The sequence below is a fragment of the Tsuneonella troitsensis genome (genome assembly GCF_001441535.1).
Lineage (GTDB): Bacteria > Pseudomonadota > Alphaproteobacteria > Sphingomonadales > Sphingomonadaceae > Tsuneonella > Tsuneonella troitsensis.
On record NZ_LMAU01000005.1, the window covers coordinates 204750 to 219979 of the forward strand.

18 protein-coding genes and 1 pseudogene are annotated in these 15230 nt (G+C 67.2%); 5 read left to right on the forward strand and 14 right to left on the reverse strand.

What is annotated here, in order from left to right:
• Positions 1 to 21: 21 nt before the first annotated feature.
• Genes dapE through AR323_RS12440 form a run of 3 tightly spaced genes read right to left on the reverse strand, consistent with a single transcriptional unit; the run spans position 22 to position 2716 of the window.
• A complete protein-coding gene (gene dapE, locus AR323_RS12430) occupies positions 22 to 1173 on the reverse strand; it encodes a succinyl-diaminopimelate desuccinylase (RefSeq protein WP_057884301.1) in 1152 nt (383 codons plus the stop codon).
• On the reverse strand, positions 1170 to 2072 hold the full coding sequence (locus AR323_RS12435) for a S1/P1 nuclease (RefSeq protein WP_057884302.1): 903 nt from the start codon (positions 2070 to 2072) through the stop codon (positions 1170 to 1172). The genes dapE and AR323_RS12435 overlap by 4 nt, the downstream gene beginning before the upstream one ends.
• Positions 2045 to 2716: a glutathione S-transferase family protein gene (locus AR323_RS12440; protein ID WP_057884303.1), complete on the reverse strand. Its 672-nt coding sequence runs from the start codon at positions 2714 to 2716 to the stop codon at positions 2045 to 2047. The genes AR323_RS12435 and AR323_RS12440 overlap by 28 nt, the downstream gene beginning before the upstream one ends.
• 103 nt (positions 2717 to 2819) lie before the next feature.
• On the opposite strand from AR323_RS12440, the gene AR323_RS12445 reads away from it, so the two are divergent.
• Together AR323_RS12445 and AR323_RS12450 are read left to right on the forward strand one after the other, a co-directional pair.
• On the forward strand, positions 2820 to 3239 hold the full coding sequence (locus AR323_RS12445) for a VOC family protein (RefSeq protein ID WP_057884304.1): 420 nt from the start codon (positions 2820 to 2822) through the stop codon (positions 3237 to 3239).
• A 99-nt stretch (positions 3240 to 3338) separates the two neighbouring features.
• On the forward strand, positions 3339 to 3746 hold the full coding sequence (locus AR323_RS12450) for a PilZ domain-containing protein (RefSeq protein ID WP_057884305.1): 408 nt from the start codon (positions 3339 to 3341) through the stop codon (positions 3744 to 3746).
• A 269-nt stretch (positions 3747 to 4015) separates the two neighbouring features.
• On the opposite strand, the gene yihA is transcribed toward AR323_RS12450, so the two are convergent.
• The 5 genes from yihA to rpmH all read right to left on the reverse strand — a co-directional run bounded on the left by yihA (position 4016) and on the right by rpmH (position 7364).
• Entirely contained in the window at positions 4016 to 4669 is a 654-nt protein-coding gene (yihA, locus tag AR323_RS12455) for a ribosome biogenesis GTP-binding protein YihA/YsxC (protein ID WP_057884306.1), read from the reverse strand.
• Positions 4670 to 4676: 7 nt separating this feature from the next.
• Positions 4677 to 6449 carry a membrane protein insertase YidC gene (gene yidC / locus AR323_RS12460; protein WP_057884307.1) on the reverse strand — a complete coding sequence of 591 codons (1773 nt, stop codon included), beginning with the start codon at positions 6447 to 6449 and terminating at the stop codon, positions 4677 to 4679.
• A 44-nt stretch (positions 6450 to 6493) separates the two neighbouring features.
• Positions 6494 to 6703: a membrane protein insertion efficiency factor YidD gene (yidD, locus tag AR323_RS14540; RefSeq protein ID WP_083495417.1), complete on the reverse strand. Its 210-nt coding sequence runs from the start codon at positions 6701 to 6703 to the stop codon at positions 6494 to 6496.
• The gene (gene rnpA / locus AR323_RS12465) at positions 6700 to 7074 is read right to left on the reverse strand and encodes a ribonuclease P protein component (RefSeq protein ID WP_057884308.1); all 375 of its coding nucleotides are present in this window, start codon (positions 7072 to 7074) and stop codon (positions 6700 to 6702) included. Before rnpA ends, yidD begins: the two co-directional genes overlap by 4 nt.
• A 155-nt stretch (positions 7075 to 7229) precedes the next feature.
• Positions 7230 to 7364, reverse strand: coding sequence for a 50S ribosomal protein L34 (gene rpmH, locus AR323_RS12470; protein WP_057884309.1), 135 nt, complete (start codon positions 7362 to 7364; stop codon positions 7230 to 7232).
• Positions 7365 to 7556: 192 nt separating this feature from the next.
• Here rpmH and AR323_RS12475 point away from each other — a divergent pair.
• Together AR323_RS12475 and AR323_RS12480 are read left to right on the forward strand one after the other, a co-directional pair.
• Positions 7557 to 9065: pseudogene (locus tag AR323_RS12475) on the forward strand (YifB family Mg chelatase-like AAA ATPase).
• Positions 9066 to 9111: 46 nt separating this feature from the next.
• On the forward strand, positions 9112 to 9933 hold the full coding sequence (locus tag AR323_RS12480; protein ID WP_235510620.1) for a hypothetical protein: 822 nt from the start codon (positions 9112 to 9114) through the stop codon (positions 9931 to 9933).
• Here the strand turns inward: AR323_RS12480 and AR323_RS14545 are convergent.
• A complete protein-coding gene (locus tag AR323_RS14545; protein ID WP_057884328.1) occupies positions 9920 to 10120 on the reverse strand; it encodes a hypothetical protein in 201 nt (66 codons plus the stop codon). The genes AR323_RS12480 and AR323_RS14545 overlap by 14 nt on opposite strands.
• Positions 10121 to 10245: 125 nt before the next feature.
• Positions 10246 to 10797, reverse strand: coding sequence for a winged helix-turn-helix transcriptional regulator (locus AR323_RS12490; RefSeq protein WP_057884329.1), 552 nt, complete (start codon positions 10795 to 10797; stop codon positions 10246 to 10248).
• 170 nt (positions 10798 to 10967) lie between these two features.
• On the opposite strand from AR323_RS12490, the gene AR323_RS12495 reads away from it, so the two are divergent.
• A complete protein-coding gene (locus tag AR323_RS12495; protein ID WP_057884311.1) occupies positions 10968 to 11312 on the forward strand; it encodes a CC_3452 family protein in 345 nt (114 codons plus the stop codon).
• A gap of 82 nt (positions 11313 to 11394) precedes the next feature.
• Here AR323_RS12495 and AR323_RS12500 read toward each other — a convergent pair whose 3' ends face one another.
• The 4 genes from AR323_RS12500 to galE all read right to left on the reverse strand — a co-directional run.
• A complete protein-coding gene (locus tag AR323_RS12500) occupies positions 11395 to 13125 on the reverse strand; it encodes an alpha/beta hydrolase (RefSeq protein WP_083495425.1) in 1731 nt (576 codons plus the stop codon).
• Positions 13126 to 13302: 177 nt separating this feature from the next.
• A complete protein-coding gene (locus AR323_RS12510; protein WP_057884313.1) occupies positions 13303 to 13911 on the reverse strand; it encodes an HAD family hydrolase in 609 nt (202 codons plus the stop codon).
• Positions 13912 to 13998: 87 nt separating this feature from the next.
• Positions 13999 to 14124: a type B 50S ribosomal protein L36 gene (gene ykgO, locus AR323_RS12515; protein ID WP_029941846.1), complete on the reverse strand. Its 126-nt coding sequence runs from the start codon at positions 14122 to 14124 to the stop codon at positions 13999 to 14001.
• Positions 14125 to 14231: 107 nt separating this feature from the next.
• Positions 14232 to 15230 (reverse strand): UDP-glucose 4-epimerase GalE (galE, locus tag AR323_RS12520; RefSeq protein ID WP_083495426.1); only part of this gene is annotated, 999 nt, incomplete at its 5' end.

The window sequence follows — 15230 nt, forward strand, 5'->3', positions numbered from 1 at the left end:
AATCCGGTTTGCTCCCGGACTTCATGTTCCCGCCAGCGCGGCCCGGGCGATCCGGGCGTAGATCCGCGTGAGCACTTCCAGATCGGCGACCGCCACCGCTTCGTCGCGCTTGTGCATGGTCGCGTTGCAGAGGCCGAACTCGATAACCGGGGCGACATCCTTCAGGAAGCGCGCGTCGCTGGTTCCGCCCGTGGTCGACAGCTCGGGAACGAGGCCGGTCTCCGCCTCGACCGCCTTGCTCACCAGCGCCGAGAAGTCTCCGGGCGGGGTCAGGAACGCTTCGCCGCTGATCATGGCGCGGGCGGTGCCCCCGTGCCTGGCGGCGACCGCGGCAACCCGCTCGACAAGCTCGGCTCCGGTATGGAGCGCGTTGAACCGGATCGAGATTCGCGCGGTGGCGCGGGCGGGGATGACGTTGGTCGCAGGATTGCCGACCGCCAGGTCGGTCGCCTCGAGGTTCGATGGCTGGAACCATTCGGTCCCGTCGTCGAGGTGCATCGCTTTCAGTTCGGCCAGGATCGCCACCAGCCGGGTGATCGGGTTGTCGGCAAGGTGGGGATAGGCGACGTGCCCCTGCACGCCTTCGACCGTCAGCCAAATGTTGACCGATCCGCGACGACCGATCTTGGCCATATCGCCCAGTCGGTTCACGCTGGTGGGCTCTCCCACCAGGATCAGGTCGGGACGGATCCCGCGCGCGCGCATCCGATCGATCAGCGCGCGGGTGCCGTGGATTGCGGGCCCTTCCTCGTCGCCGGTGATGATGAAGCTCAAGGTCCCGGCATCGCCCGGCACGTCGGCGCAAGCGGCGACCATCGCCGCGATCGAGCCTTTCATGTCCACCGCGCCGCGGCCGTAGAGCAGTTCGCCGCCCGGCGCGCCGCGCCGCTCCGGTGCGAAGGGGCCAGTGGTCCAGCCCTCGCCCGGCGGAACCACGTCGACGTGACCGGCGAACGCGAAGTGGCGGCTGCCTGCCGGGCCTGCACGGACCGCGAGCAGGTTCTCCACCGGCCCGCCCTCTTCCTCGGGCGCGCCTTCGCCCGCCACGAACCGTTCGACCGCAAAGCCCAGCGGGACCAGCATCGCCTCGAGCGTATCGAACACCATGCCGCGCGCCGGCGTGACGCTGGGGCAGGCGATCAGCTGCTCGGCAAGGGTAGCCGCGTCGGTCATCGGCGGCCCTCCGGTTGCGGCAGCGGTCCCGGCGCGAAGGCCGCGTCGAGCAGGTCGGCGATGCGCAAGCCGGCTTGCGTTACCCTGCGCTCGGCGACCGGCACTGCGGCGACGATCGCATCCTGGGTCAGCGTCGTCTCCGCTTCGGCTTGTCCCGGCGTGGCGGGCCGGCCGAGCGCGTTGGGGTAGACGAACTCTCCTGCAAGCTGCCAGCTTTCGCGGCCCCAGTCGGCAGGCCCTCCACCAGCCAGCGAGGCGCGTTCCTCGGGCGAGTATCGCCGCACCAGCGGCGGATCGGCGGCGGTGATCGCGCGCTCGGCCAGCGCGCTGTCCCATATCGAATGCAGGTTGAGGCCGGGCACGATCCCGTAGGTCGTTTCGATGCTGTTGCCCCCGCGATCTTCGTTGTCGCCCGAATGGAGCGGCATGTGAATGTCGCCCGCGAAGTGGACCATGAACGCCAGCGCTTCGAGCCGGACGTTGGCCGGCAGGCTCTCGTCGGCAAGGATGCGCTGGTTGCGTTCGATCTGCGCGAGTACGCAATTGCCGCCGGAGCAGTTCTTGCGCGGATCGTATTGCTCGCCGATCGGCTGCGTCTGGTAATGCCAGGCGGCGGTATAGCCCCAGCGCCAGCCTTCGCGGCGCACGCAGTCGGGCCACGTCGCCGCCTCGGGAAGCGAGCGTATGCGGCATTGCGGCGTGCCCAGCTCCCGCTCGTCCGCGATCAGCCGCGCGATGCCGGCGCGCGTATCCGGGCGGACGTTGGCGAGCGCGATCCGCGCGGTGGTCTCGTGTCCGAAGAAGCCCCAGGCGGCGGCCAGCGTGGGCTGCAAAAGACCAACGGCGACGAGCAGCGCGGCGAAGGACCGCCCTAGGTTGCGGAGGGCACGTGATCCCATTGTTCGATCACCCATTGTTCGTCTTCCGCCGCCTTGATCCATGCCTGCATCCATTCGTGTTCCCACACCGCCTCCATGTACGCCTGCGCGAAGCCGGGCACGGGCACGCCGTAGGTGATGAACCGGCTGACGACGGGTGCGTAGAAGATGTCGGCCGCGCCGAAGGTGCCGAACAGGAACGGGCCGCCGCGCCCGAACCGCGCCCGCGCCTCGGCCCATAGCTGGAGGATGCGGACGATGTCGTGCGTCGCCTCTTCGGAGATCGCCAGTCCTTCGTGGCGCATCCGCACGTTCATCGGGCACTGCCGACGGAGCGGCAGGTAGCTCGAATGCATTTCGGCGACCATCGCGCGGGCCATGCCGCGCGGCGTGTCGTCTTTGGGCCAGAACCGGTCGCGTCCGACCTTGTCGGCCAGGTATTCGAGGATCGCGAGGCTGTCCCAGATCACCGCGTCGCCGTCCCACAGGACCGGCACCTTGCCGCTCGACGGCTGGACTTCGCCCATCTCGCGCTTGGCGGCCTCCCATTCCTCGCCGGCGATGTTGACCGTCAGTTCCTCGAACGCGAGGCCCGATTGCTTTGCGGCCAGCCACCCGCGCAGCGACCAGCTCGAATAGTTCTTGTTGCCGACGATCAGCTTCATCGGTCTGCCTCGTGTCCCACCATGCTGCGGCCCTAGGCATTCATCGCAGGAGTGTCGAGGCTGAACGGCTTGCGAAATCGGAAGGGTGCGCTAGCGCGAGCGCATGGACCTGCGCCCCTTTCACCTCGCCTTTCCCGTTCACGATCTCGATCGGGCCCGTGCCTTTTACGGCGGCGTGCTCGGCTGCAGCGAAGGGCGCAGCAGCGACCGCTGGATCGACTTCGATTTCTTCGGCCACCAGATCGTCACGCACCTCGCGCCGGAGAAGAGCGGCGATGCCGCGGTCAACCCGGTGGACGGTCACGGCGTGCCCGTCCCCCACTTCGGCGTGGTGCTGACGCTGGAAGCTTTCGATGCCCTTGCGGCCAAGATGCGGGCGGCCGGAACGATGTTCGACATCGAACCCTACACGCGCTTCGCTGGCGAGCCGGGCGAGCAGCGCACGATGTTCTTCCGCGATCCGAGCGGCAACGCGATCGAGATGAAGGCCTTCGCCAGCCTCGATTCGCTCTTCGCCACCTGAACCGCACCCGTTTACCGGACATTTACCAACAAAATCCGTGAGTTGCGGAACGGTTGAAGCTGCCCTCGGTATTACTCCCAGGTCGCAGGAGATTACACCGTGGTGCCTCAAGCACGCGCGCAGGATTGTCGCCACCCGGCGAATGCCTTCGAGGAACTGATCGGCCGGCGGTCGAGCAGCCGGCATGCGATCGACCTGTGCGCCCGCTACGTCACGCCCGAGGCCAGCGTGCGGGTCAAGCTCGAGGATATATCGGCCAGCGGCGCGGCATTCCGCATGATGGTGCCGCGCCCGCTCCGGTCCGGCCGGCTGAACTGGCTGGGATTCGAAATCTTCGGCGAGATCGCCTGGCAGTGCGATACCCGCTGCGGCCTGCGCTTCGGCGATCGGTTGTCTGCGGAGTGCCTGCGACGCACGCTCGATTTCGGCGAGCGGGCAGCGGCGGGGGACGGGGATCGGTTCGCGCGGCTCGCATCGGCTTGGGCCTATGGACCGGGCGACTGGTAGCACTACGCTCGCCGCACCCTTCATTGGCCCATTTCGTGATTTTTTCACGCTTTTGGAGCGCTATTTTCACGCAAAAATCGCGCAGGGCGAAGTAATCGCGCTCGCAAGCACCGGATTGCCGGCCTCTCCGCCCGCAGTCCGACAGTGCAACGATATTGGCGACCCTTCGGGGTTCGCCTGCCCGAGCGACCCGAAGGGCCGGTTATTGCGATCGGTTCCTCTACTTGGCCCGGCCACTCCCCACCGGAGCGGCTGGGCCTTTTTTCGATTCAGGTTTCGGAATCGAACAGGATCGCGGCGCGCAGTTCGGAAATGCCCAAGCCCTTTTCCGCGCTCGTCGCATGAACGGTCGGGTAGGCGGCGACGTGCTTGCTGGCCTCGGCCTCGGTCGCGGCCTGGACCGCGGCCAGTTCGCTGGCCTTGATCTTGTCCGCTTTGGTCAGGATCAGGCGATAGCCGACCGCCGCCTCGTCGAGCAGCTTCATCATGTCGCGGTCGACATCCTTCACGCCGTGGCGGCTGTCGATGAGTACGAGCGTGCGCTTGAGCACCTGCCGACCGCGCAGGAAATCACGCACCAGCATCTTCCAACGCTCGACCACCTTCAGCGGCGCCTTGGCAAAGCCGTAGCCGGGCATGTCGACCAGCCGCATCGCCAGCGGTTCGCCGACCTCGAAGAAGTTGAGCTCCTGCGTCCGCCCCGGAGTGACCGAGGCGCGGGCGAGGCTTTTGCGATTGGTGAGCGCGTTGAGCAGCGAGCTCTTGCCCACGTTCGACCGGCCGGCAAACGCGATCTCGGGCACCACCGGTTCGGGCAGGAACTTGAGCTGCGGCGCCGACAGGAGGAACTCCACGCGGCCCGTCAACAGCTTGCGGGCGCGTTCCTCGAGCTCGGCGGCGGCAACGGCTTCCTCTTCGGTCACGGGCAGATCAACCCTTGGCCTTGGCGTCGCGCGCCTTGGCCCGGTCGGTGTCCGTCTTGTCCTTGTCCGCCTGCGCACGCAGCTGCGGGTGCTTCGAGTAGAGATAGCTCTGCTGGGCGAGCGTCAGCACGTTATTGGTGATCCAGTAGATCAGCAGGCCCGCCGCGAACGGCGCCATGACGAACATCAACACCCAGGGCATGAACTTGAACATCTGCGCCTGGATGGGATCGGTCGCCGGCGGATTGAGACGGAAAGTCGCCCACATTGAAATGCCGAGCAGGATCGCGAGTACGCCGATCGCCAGGAAGCTGGGCGGCGTGAACGGCAGCAAGCCGAACAGGTTGAGGATATGCGCCGGGTCCGGAGCGGAGAGATCCTGGATCCACAGCGCGAACGGCTTGTGCCGCATCTCGATGCCGACCATCAGCACCTTGTAGAGGCCGTAGAAGATCGGGATCTGCAACAGGACCGGCAGGCAGCCGGCAAGCGGGTTCACGCCCTCGTTCTTGTAGAGGGCCATGATCTCCTGCTGCTGCTTGGGCTTGTCGTCCTTGTAGCGATCCTGGATCGCCTTCATCTTGGGCTGGATGGCGCGCATCGCGGCCATGCTGGCGAATTGCTTCTGCGCGATCGGGAACATCAGCGCGCGCACGATCACGGTCAGCAGGATGATCGCCACGCCGAAATTACCCGCCCAGCTGTAGAGCCAGCTGAGCAGCCACAGGATCGGCTTCTCGATCACGCCGAACCAGCCCCAGTCGATCGCATTGTCGAAGCCGGTCGCGCCCGCGCTTTCGTAAGCCGAGAGGACGTCGCTTTCCTTCGCCCCGGCAAACAAGCGGGTCGAACGCGAAATCTGGCGGCCCGCCGGCACGGTGACCGGCTGGTATATCGCATCGGCACGGTACACGCCGCCGCCGAGCGAACGGAAGTCGGCATCCACGTCGGCATTCGACTGCGGGACGATCGCGGACATCCAATAGATGTCGGTAAAGCCGATCCAGCGCGCCGCGCCTTCGGGCCGCAGGGTGCCGGCCGCGGCGATGTCGTCGTAGTCGGTGCCGAAGTCGACCCCGTCGTCGAAGAAGCCGATCGGGCCCGAATGAATGGTCCACTGATCGAGGCTGGCGGTGGCCGACGTCCGGCTGACGGTGGCGAACGGGCGCACCACGATCGGCCCGGCGCCGGCATTGCCGACGGTCTGCTTGGCGGTGATGAGGTAGTTCTCGTCGATCGCGAACTCGATGCGGAAGACCTGGCCCGAGCCGTTGTTCCAGCTCAGCGTGACCGGCCGGTTCGGCGCCAGCGGGCCGCCCTCGGCGGTCCACACCGTCTTGGCATCCGGCACGCGTACGCCTTCGCCGACCCAGCCGAACTGGGCGAAATGCTGTGCGGGAGTGCCCGAGGGGCTGAACAAGCGGACCGGATCGGAATCGTCCTTCTCGGTCTCGCGATGGGTCTTGAGCGTCAGGTCGTCGATCCGCGCGCCGACGAGGTCGATCGAACCGGCAACCTTGGGTGCGTCGATCCGCACGCGCTGCGGCGAGCGGAGCGCGGTCGCGAGATCGCGCTTTTCCAGCGCGACGGCGGCCGGATCGGTCAGTCCGCCTTCGCGGGTCGCCGGTGCAGCGGCGCCAGGCGTGGCTGCAGTCGTCGCGGCTTCGGTGGGCGTGGGCCGGTCGGGCTGCGGATAGAACTGCTGCATCATCGCGTCCCACCCGAAAAGGAGCAGGCCGCACAGCACCACGGCGAGGAGAAGGTTGCGCTGGTTATCCAAGAAATTCGATCCCGAAATCTGTCACAGTGGTTGTCGCGTCGCGCCTAGGGCACCGGGTCGTAACCGTGCCCGCCCCACGGGTGGCAGCGCATTATACGCTTCGTCGCAATCCATCCACCCTTCAATGCGCCGTGCTTCGTGAGCGCCTCGATGGCGTATTGCGAGCACGAAGGGGCATAGCGGCAAGTGGGCGGCAATATCCGGCTCGGGCCCAATTGCCATGCGCGGGCTATCAGGATCAGAACCTGTTTCACTTCGGGCGCCGTGCGCGATTGCGATCGCGGGGCGGGTCGCCCTTCCCCTCGGCAGCGCGCGATAGAGCGGCGGACAGTTCTACGCCCATCCGCGCGAAATCGCGCTCGACCCCGCCTTCGCGGCCGATCAGCACGTGATCGTGGTCGTCCAGCCCTTCGGATGGCAGTGCGGCACGCAGCAGCTCGCGGAAGCGGCGCTTCATCCGGTTGCGCACCACGGCGTTGCCGATCTTCTTGGTGACGGTGACCCCGAATCGCTTGCCGCGCCCTTCGTTCGAGAGCGTCAGCAGCACGAACCCCGGACGCGCGACCCGCAGCCCGCGATTCGCCGCCACGAAATCGGCGCGCTTGCGGATGGTGGAAAGCGTCATTTCCGGCGATATAGTCAGCTAACACACCGAATCAAAGGGCCGGAACGACAACGGGCTCCCCGACAGGGAGCCCGCGAGGCCGAACGGCCGTCGGCCGGTTAGGCCGGTAGCCAAGGCTGCGGATGCAGCCGCCGGCGCCTGAGGCGCCGACTAGATTACGCGCAGAGCTTCTTGCGACCACGGGCGCGACGGGCGCGCAGGACCTTGCGGCCACCGGGAGTCGCCTTGCGGGCGAAAAAGCCGTGGCGGCGGGCGCGCACGAGATTGCTGGGCTGGAACGTCCGCTTCATCGGATCCTCGGGTCTGTCTAAATGCAAAGGGGGCGGCCCCGAAGCCGGGCACCGCCGTCAGGGGCGCGCCACTATGGGAAGCAGCCCGGCAAGTCAAGGTATGCGATGGACGCGCGGGGATCCGGGCGGCAAACCCCGCTCGACTTGCCCCGCACAAATCGCCACAAGCCCTTCAATACGTGAGGGGTTCTTGTGGTCGCACTGGTTCGGACGGTTGCCTATCTGGGGCTGGAGGCGCGCGCCGTCGAGGTGCAGTGCCAGGTCGCGGCGGGGATGCCGCGTTTCAATCTCGTCGGTTTGCCGGACAAGGCAGTGGGCGAAAGCCGCGAACGGGTGCAGGCCGCGCTGGCGGCGATGGGCCTGTCGCTCCCGCCCAAGCGCATCACGATCAACCTGTCGCCCGCCGATCTCCCGAAGGAAGGCAGCCACTACGACCTGCCGATCGCGCTCGCGCTGCTGGCGGCGATGGGCGTGACCGATGCCGAGCAGCTTGGCGACTGGATCGCGGTCGGAGAGCTTGCGCTCGACGGGCGAATCGCGCCCTCGCCCGGCGTGCTGCTGGCGGCAATCCACGCCAGCTAGACCGAGGCCGGCCTGATCTGTCCCGCGGTCCAGGGGTCGGAGGCGCGCTGGGCCAGCGGCGTGCCGGTGATCGCCGCACCCGACCTCGTCAGCCTGCTCAACCACCTCAAGGGTACCCAGCGCCTGCCCGATCCGCCACCCGGCGAAGTCGAAGAACCCGGATACGGGCCCGACCTTCGCCAAGTAAATGGCCAGGAAACCGCCAAGCGCGCGCTCCAGATTGCCGCGGCGGGCGGTCATAACCTTTTGATGATCGGCCCGCCGGGCGCGGGTAAATCGCTGATGGCAAGCTGCCTTCCCGGAATCCTGCCGCCGCTGACGCCGGGAGAGGCCCTGGAGACGAGCATGGTCGCCTCGGTCGCCGGAACGCTCGAAAGCGGGCGGATCAGCCGGGTCCGCCCGTTCCGCGCGCCGCATCATTCGGCGAGCATGGCAGCGCTCACCGGCGGCGGCCTGCGCGTGCGTCCGGGCGAGGTCAGCCTGGCGCACCTGGGCGTGCTGTTCCTCGACGAATTGCCCGAATTCCAGCGCGCGGTGCTCGATTCGCTGCGCCAGCCGCTCGAGACCGGCAAGGTCGACGTCGCCCGCGCCAACGCGCACGTCAGCTTTCCGGCGCGGGTGCAACTCGTCGCGGCGATGAACCCGTGCCGGTGCGGGCACCTGGGCGATCCGGCGCTGGCATGCAGCCGCGCGCCGCGCTGTGCGGCGGATTACCAGGCACGGGTATCGGGCCCGATGCTCGACCGGATCGACCTGCATGTCGAGGTCGACCCGGTGAGCGCCGCCGACCTGGCCCTTCCCCCACCGACGGAAGGGAGCGCCGAAGTCGCCGCGCGGGTCGCCGCGGCGCGGGCGATCCAGACGGCGCGGGCGGCCGATACGGGCGCGCGGACCAACGCCGAACTCGAAGGAGACGCGCTGGAACGGTTCGCGACGCCGGACGACGCGGGCCGCAAGCTGCTGATGCAGGCTGCCGAGGCCATGCGACTGTCGGCGCGCGGCTATACCCGGATGCTGCGCGTCGCGCGCACGATCGCGGACTTGGCGGGCGCCGACACGATCGGGCGCATCCACGTTGCCGAGGCGCTCAGCTATCGCCGCACCGCACCGCGCGCCTGACGCGGTGGCAATCGCGGCGCGGGCGCGGTAGGGAGCCGCTCCGCCCGTGTCTGGTCCAGAGACCGCCTTTCCCATGCAACACAGCCAGCGCGCCGCTGCCGATTCGCCGGACACCGGCCCGTGGCTGGCCGCGTTCGACGAGCGGTGGCCCGGCCTCAGGCGACGGGCGGCGGGAATCGCGCTCGCGCTGCTGCTCGAAGTGGGGCTCCTGCTCCTGTTGCTCACCTTGGGCCGGTCGGCGATGGGCGATCGCGAGGCAGCGGATTCGCTGACGACGGTCGACTTCGCGCCCGAACCTCCGGCTCCTGACGCGCCGCCCGAGCCCGACGAAGCCGCCGCGCCCAGCGCACTGCCGCGTCCGCAGCCCCAGCCGCAACCCGACGTGCCCACTCCGCCCGTGCCGCCGCCGCCGCCTCCGGCCGCGGTGATCGCGCCGCAGACGCAGCCCGTGCCGCCCCCCGCTGCCGAAGCGCCCCGGATCATGGCCGTGGTTCGCGGCGACCAGAGCGGCCCGGCGGGTCCGCCGAACCGGCCGCGCTCGGGCGATTCGGAGCGGGTCGGCACCGCGTCGAACGGCGAGCCGCTCTATGCCGCGCGCTGGTACCGCGAGCCCTATCCCGAGGAGCTTCGCGGATACCTCTCGACTGCGGGCGGCCCAGGCTGGGCGCTGATCAACTGCCGGACGGTGGCTAGTTTCCGGGTCGAGGATTGCGAGCTGGTCGACGAATACCCCAGCGGTTCGCAGATGGGCCGCGCGGTGCTCGCCGCCGCATGGCAGTTCAGGGTCCGCCCACCGCAGGTCGGCGGGAGGGTGATGGTGGGTTCGTGGGTCCGGATCCGCATCACTTACGATCTCAAGCGCGGCTGATCTCGTCCCACCACTGCGCGTAAGGCGTATTCTTAGCCAGATGCCGGTTGAAGTCGGGTGCGCCGTCGCTCCACCACACCGGGCCTCGTTCGCCGAGCGCGACTTTGGCAGCCTGTACCCGGTCGCGCGCCGCGCGGATCTTGCCTTCGTCGCCGCGGGCATCGCGCACGGCCCGTCTGGCCGACATCAGTTCACCCACGAGTGCGGTTCGAGCCTCGGGAGCGAGGTGGGGATTGGCGGTCCGCCATAGGCGACCGCGAACGACGATGTAGCGCCCGTCGGGTGTAATCGGCGGCGCCGGCCGCGGATCGCTCAGCGGACCGCGGCGATCGGTGGACGGCCCAGTCCCTCGCCATGCGCACGGTCGAAACCGGCGGCGGGTCGCGCGCGGGTGCCGTCTTCGCGCAGGCCCAGGTTCTCGGGCACCACGAAACGCAGATCCTTCGGTCCGAGCACGCGTCCGTCGTGCGACAGGATCGACGTCGGGCCGATCGGCAAGCGATCGAGTTCGTCGCAGAGCACGGGATTTTCGACGACTTCGCTGCCGTACTTCTGCCCCCACTGGCGCAGGGCGACCATCGCGGGCAGCAGGTCGAAGCCCTTGGCCGTGAGGCGGTATTCGATCCGGCGGCGGTCGTCGGCGCAGGGCTGACGGTCGAGAATGCCGTGCTCGACCAGCTTCGCCAGGCGATTCGACAGGATGTTGCGCGCGATGCCGAGTTCCGAGAGGAACTCCTCGAAGTGATGCAGCCCGTTGAAGCTGGCGCGTAGGATCATGAAGCTCCACCGCTCGCCCATGACCTCGAGCGCCTCGGGCAAGCCGCATGCGGTCAGTTCGTTCAGCGGTTCGCGTAAGTCGCCCATGGTCATCCTCTTATATGCGGCCCTTCTAGCCGTAACGGAAAACGGCACAAACGGCAAAACTGCGTTTTAGGTTGCAACCTGCAATCTATTTTATTAGGTAGTGATTCGCAACGGGTATATGATTCGCAACTGACTACCCGCTGAACCGCTCGATGAAAAGGATTGCGACCATGAGACTTTCCCTCCCCCTGCCGACAAGGTCCGCGGCCATCGTTGCCGCGCTCGCCTATACCACGCTTTCGTTCGGCGCGGCGCTGACGCCCAGCCCCGCACAGGCCGCCAGCGGACCGTTCTACCGCGCCGAGGTGGCCGCCCCCGCCAAGCTCGACCCTCGCCCCATCGCCAGCGGCATGGCCTGGAAGTGCGCCGATAACGTCTGCACCGCAGGCGAGGCGCCCAGCCGGCCGGCGATCGTCTGCGCGCGCCTGGCCAAGAAGGTCGGCCCGCTCGCTTCGTTCACCGCCAACGGCAAGGCGTTCGAGAGCGAAGACCTCGCCCGCTGCAACGGCAACTGATTGGATCCCGACCACCCAGTCCTCTCCGACCCCCAGGGTGGCACTTCACGGGCCCTCGGCGCAAAGCGCCGGGGGCCTTTTTTCATGACCCCGGATCGGCATACTTTTCCGCCACCGTCTCGCGCAGCTTCGTGATGGCCGGCTCGCTCCATCCGGGCGCGTCGGTGACCGCCACCCATCCGTCGAGGTAATGCTCTGCCGCATAGACGTGCCCGGTCCCGGTCGGCGTTACCGCCGCCGTCATCAGGTCGACAGCGGTCTGCATGAACGTGACGCCCGGAACCCAGCGCAAAGACGACAGCACGTCCGGTGCGCGTGGATCCGTCAGCCATTCCGGCCGCCGATAGAAAGAATCGGGCCGGAAGAAGGTAATCGGATCACTGCCGTACTGCAGGTAGACGATCCGGATGGGCCCCCATCGATCCCCGGCCCGGTTCAGATTGTTCCTCTGACTGGTGAACCGGACGATCGAGCTGTCCTTAAACCGCGGGAGCCAGACCGGCGTGCCCGGTTCGCGGTTGGTGGTTGCCGAATTCCACAGAGGGCTGGGAAATGGAGGCCCCGCCCATAGCGCGCCCTGGATCGGATCCTCGATGACATCGAACAGGTCCATCGACTGCTCCGAACTCAACGCGCCAAGGCTCAAGCCGAACAGATAGAGCCGTGGGCGGCTGTCCCGGGGCAGCTGCGTCCAGTAGGCATAGACCTCGCGAAACAGCGCCTTGGCGCTTTCGACCCCGTAATCGGGTTCCACCGTCAGCGAGAGCCAGCTTGCGAGATAGGAATACTGCACGGCGACGCTCGCCACGTCACCGCCTTGGAGGAACTCCAGCGTGTCGATGGCATTGGGATCGACCCAGCCCGTTCCGGTAGGCGCGACGATCACGAGAACCGATCGATCGAAGCCGCCTACCCGCTTGAGTTCGGCCAGCGCGAGCCGAGCGCGATCGGTCGCGGTCTCCGCCGAATTCAGACCGGCATAGACTCGCACCGGTCGGGCATCGGCCCCGACCGCGACTGCTTCGATGTCGGCGGTGGTGGGGCCTGTCGAAATGTACTGGCGGCCCATCCTGCCCAGGCTATCCCACTCGATCAGGGAGGCGGGGCTGCCGGTCTGAAAAGGGTCGCCGGGCGCAATGACGTCCGGCTCGACGAGGGCATCGACTTCTCGAAACGAGGAATCGAACAGCCGCAGTCCGAACCGGAAGAGGACGCCCGACAGCAGCGCCCAGACGACCAGTCCGGAAACCGCAACGCCCAGCACGATGGCGACGCGACGCGGCACGCGCTTGTCGAACCAGGCAGACGTGATCCGGTACAGCGCCCGGCAACCCACTCCGATGAGGAACAACAAGCCGAAGGTCGCGATCGCCACGGCAACCACCACGAACACGCTCCCTCGGCCGAGCGGAGGAAGATCGAACAGGGTGCGCAGCTGGTTCTGCCAATCGATCGAGAGCCAGAAGAAAGCAGCCGCGAATCCGGCGCAAGCTGTCACGATCAACCGGGTGAGACCGCCCCGCACCTGAGGGAGAGCAAAACCGAGGAAGGAATATGCCGCCCTGACAGCGATCCCAGCGAGATAACCCATCGCAAGGCAGATCCCGGCAAGCACGCCCATCAGCTCCGGGGGCCGAGGCGTCAGGCTGGGTGTAAGTGAAGCGCCGAGCAACACGGTTCCGGCAACGAGGCCAAGCAGCGAACGCTCGTGAAGCGCCTGCCGCAACGCGGATCGCCATCCCAGCGGGTTGCCCGCGCGGCTTTCAGCCTGTTCTGCGCTTCGAGAAATCGCCTGCAATCGGTGCGGTCCCATGGCCATGCTGCCGCATCACCGGCAACGCAGTTCGAAGATTCGCGACCGCTATCGGGGTGCGCCTTCTTCGTGCGCATCGAGCTTTGTATCTGCCCGCAAGCTGTCAGCGCGGGCGGGCAATTACAAGGCGGGCACCGTGCATTTGCGCGCCCGGCTTTCGCGCTCCCCGTCGCAGCTCTAGATCAACCCCCGCTCGGTCAGGTCCGCTTCCAGTAGGTCGGCGTCGAGGAAATGATGGACCTGCCAGCCGAGATCGCGGGCGGCGGCGATGTTCGCGGCGTTGTCGTCCACGAACAGCATCGCTGCCGGCTGATGTCCGAAGCGACTTGCGGCAAGGCGATAGATGGCCGGATCGGGTTTCGCGATGCGCTCGACGCCGGAAACCACGATGTCGCGCATGTGATCGAGCGGCGGGAAAGTCGGGCGAAACTGCGCCCAGAATTCCACGCCGAAGTTCGTGATCGCATAGAGCGGCACGCTGCGCTTCGCGAGCCGCTCCACGAGCGCCGCGGTGCCGGGGATCGGCCCCGGTATCGTTTCGAGAAATCGGTCAGCGTAGGCATCGATCAGGGGCGCATGATCGGGAAACTGCGCCTTGCGCTCGGGCACCATGTCGGACAGCGGGCGACCGGCATCGTGCTGGTAATGCCATTCCTCGGTCACGACGTTGGCCAGGAACCAGTAGAGTTCGTCGCGATCGGAGATCAGCTTGCCGAACAGGGCGCGCAGTTCCCAGCGGATGAGCACCCGGCCGACATCGAAGACGACCGCCTCGACCTTGGGCATGTCCCCTTCAGACACGCAAAAAACCCCCGCTTTCGCGAGGGTCTCTGCCGTGCGACCGTCCGCGGGCGAACCGCGGCGCGCGAATCATCAGCCCTGGCGGGCCTTGAACCGGCGGTTGGTCTTGTTGATCACGTAGGTGCGGCCGCGACGACGGATCACGCGGCAATCCCGGTGACGGTCCTTGAGCGACTTGAGGCTGTTGCGGATCTTCATGACTGGGCCTTGAAAAAGTTACGGCACCGGAAACAAGCCCGATGCCGGTAAAAGCAAGCCGCGCCCCTAGTCGGAGGCGCGATTCGCGTCAAGTGCGTGCGCCGGGATCAGGCAGCGCGCGCGGCATTGGCGCGGATTGCGGTCAACTTGGTTTCCCACGCGAGCGCGTGGCGCACGATCGTATCGAGATCCGCGAACTGTGGCACCCAGGGCAGGGCATTCAATATCCTGGCGTTGTCCGCGACGAGGCAACCGGGATCGCCGGCGCGGCGCGGCTCGATCACGCGCGAGATATTGCCGCCGCTCACCCGGTCGACCGCATCGAGAACCTCCAGCACCGAGAAGCCCCGCCCGTATCCGCAATTCATCTGTAGAGAATGGGACGGCTGCGCGACCAGCGCCTCGAGCGCGTGAACGTGGGCTGCGGCAAGGTCCGACACATGGATGTAGTCGCGCACGCCCGTGCCGTCGGGTGTTTCGTAATCGGTGCCGAACACCGCCACGCCGTCTCGCTTGCCGAGCGCGGCCTCGACCGCGACCTTGATCAGATGCGTCGCCCCAGCGGTCGACTGTCCGCTGCGACCCAGCGGATCGGCTCCGGCGACGTTGAAATAGCGCAGCGCGCAATAGTTCATCGCGTGCGCCGCTGCCGTATCGGCGAGCATCCGCTCGGTCATCAGCTTGGACCAGCCATAGGGGTTGATCGGCACCTGAGGACAGTCTTCCGGAACGCGTTCGATACCGGGCACGCCATAGGTTGCGGCCGTGCTCGAGAAGATGAAGTGGGGCACGCCTGCCTCCACCGTCGCCTCGATCAGGGCGCGGCTCTTTGAGGTGTTGTTGTGATAATAGCTCAGCGGCTTCGCCACCGATTCCGGCACGACGACCGAACCGGCGAAGTGCATGACCGCGCGCGTGCCTTGCGACTTGAATATCCGCGCAAGCAGTTCCGCGTCCTCGATGTCGCCGTGAAAGAAAGGAACGTCGTCAGGCACGGCGAAACGGAATCCCGTCGCCAGGTTGTCGATCACCGCGACCGGATATCCTGCATCCCGCAGGGCCAGCACCGCGTGACTGCCGATGTAACCGGCGCCCCCGGTCACGAG

Coding starts and splice junctions, on each gene's coding strand:
- dapE (WP_057884301.1), bottom strand. CDS start 1,173: ATGACCGACGCGGCTACCCTTGCCGAGCAGCTGATCGCCTGCCCCAGC.
- AR323_RS12435 (WP_057884302.1), bottom strand. CDS start 2,072: ATGGGATCACGTGCCCTCCGCAACCTAGGGCGGTCCTTCGCCGCGCTG.
- AR323_RS12440 (WP_057884303.1), bottom strand. CDS start 2,716: ATGAAGCTGATCGTCGGCAACAAGAACTATTCGAGCTGGTCGCTGCGC.
- AR323_RS12445 (WP_057884304.1), top strand. CDS start 2,820: ATGGACCTGCGCCCCTTTCACCTCGCCTTTCCCGTTCACGATCTCGAT.
- rnpA (WP_057884308.1), bottom strand. CDS start 7,074: ATGACGCTTTCCACCATCCGCAAGCGCGCCGATTTCGTGGCGGCGAAT.
- rpmH (WP_057884309.1), bottom strand. CDS start 7,364: ATGAAGCGGACGTTCCAGCCCAGCAATCTCGTGCGCGCCCGCCGCCAC.
- AR323_RS14545 (WP_057884328.1), bottom strand. CDS start 10,120: ATGTCGGCCAGACGGGCCGTGCGCGATGCCCGCGGCGACGAAGGCAAG.
- AR323_RS12490 (WP_057884329.1), bottom strand. CDS start 10,797: ATGGGCGACTTACGCGAACCGCTGAACGAACTGACCGCATGCGGCTTG.
- AR323_RS12495 (WP_057884311.1), top strand. CDS start 10,968: ATGAGACTTTCCCTCCCCCTGCCGACAAGGTCCGCGGCCATCGTTGCC.
- AR323_RS12500 (WP_083495425.1), bottom strand. CDS start 13,125: ATGGGACCGCACCGATTGCAGGCGATTTCTCGAAGCGCAGAACAGGCT.
- AR323_RS12510 (WP_057884313.1), bottom strand. CDS start 13,911: ATGCCCAAGGTCGAGGCGGTCGTCTTCGATGTCGGCCGGGTGCTCATC.
- ykgO (WP_029941846.1), bottom strand. CDS start 14,124: ATGAAGATCCGCAACAGCCTCAAGTCGCTCAAGGACCGTCACCGGGAT.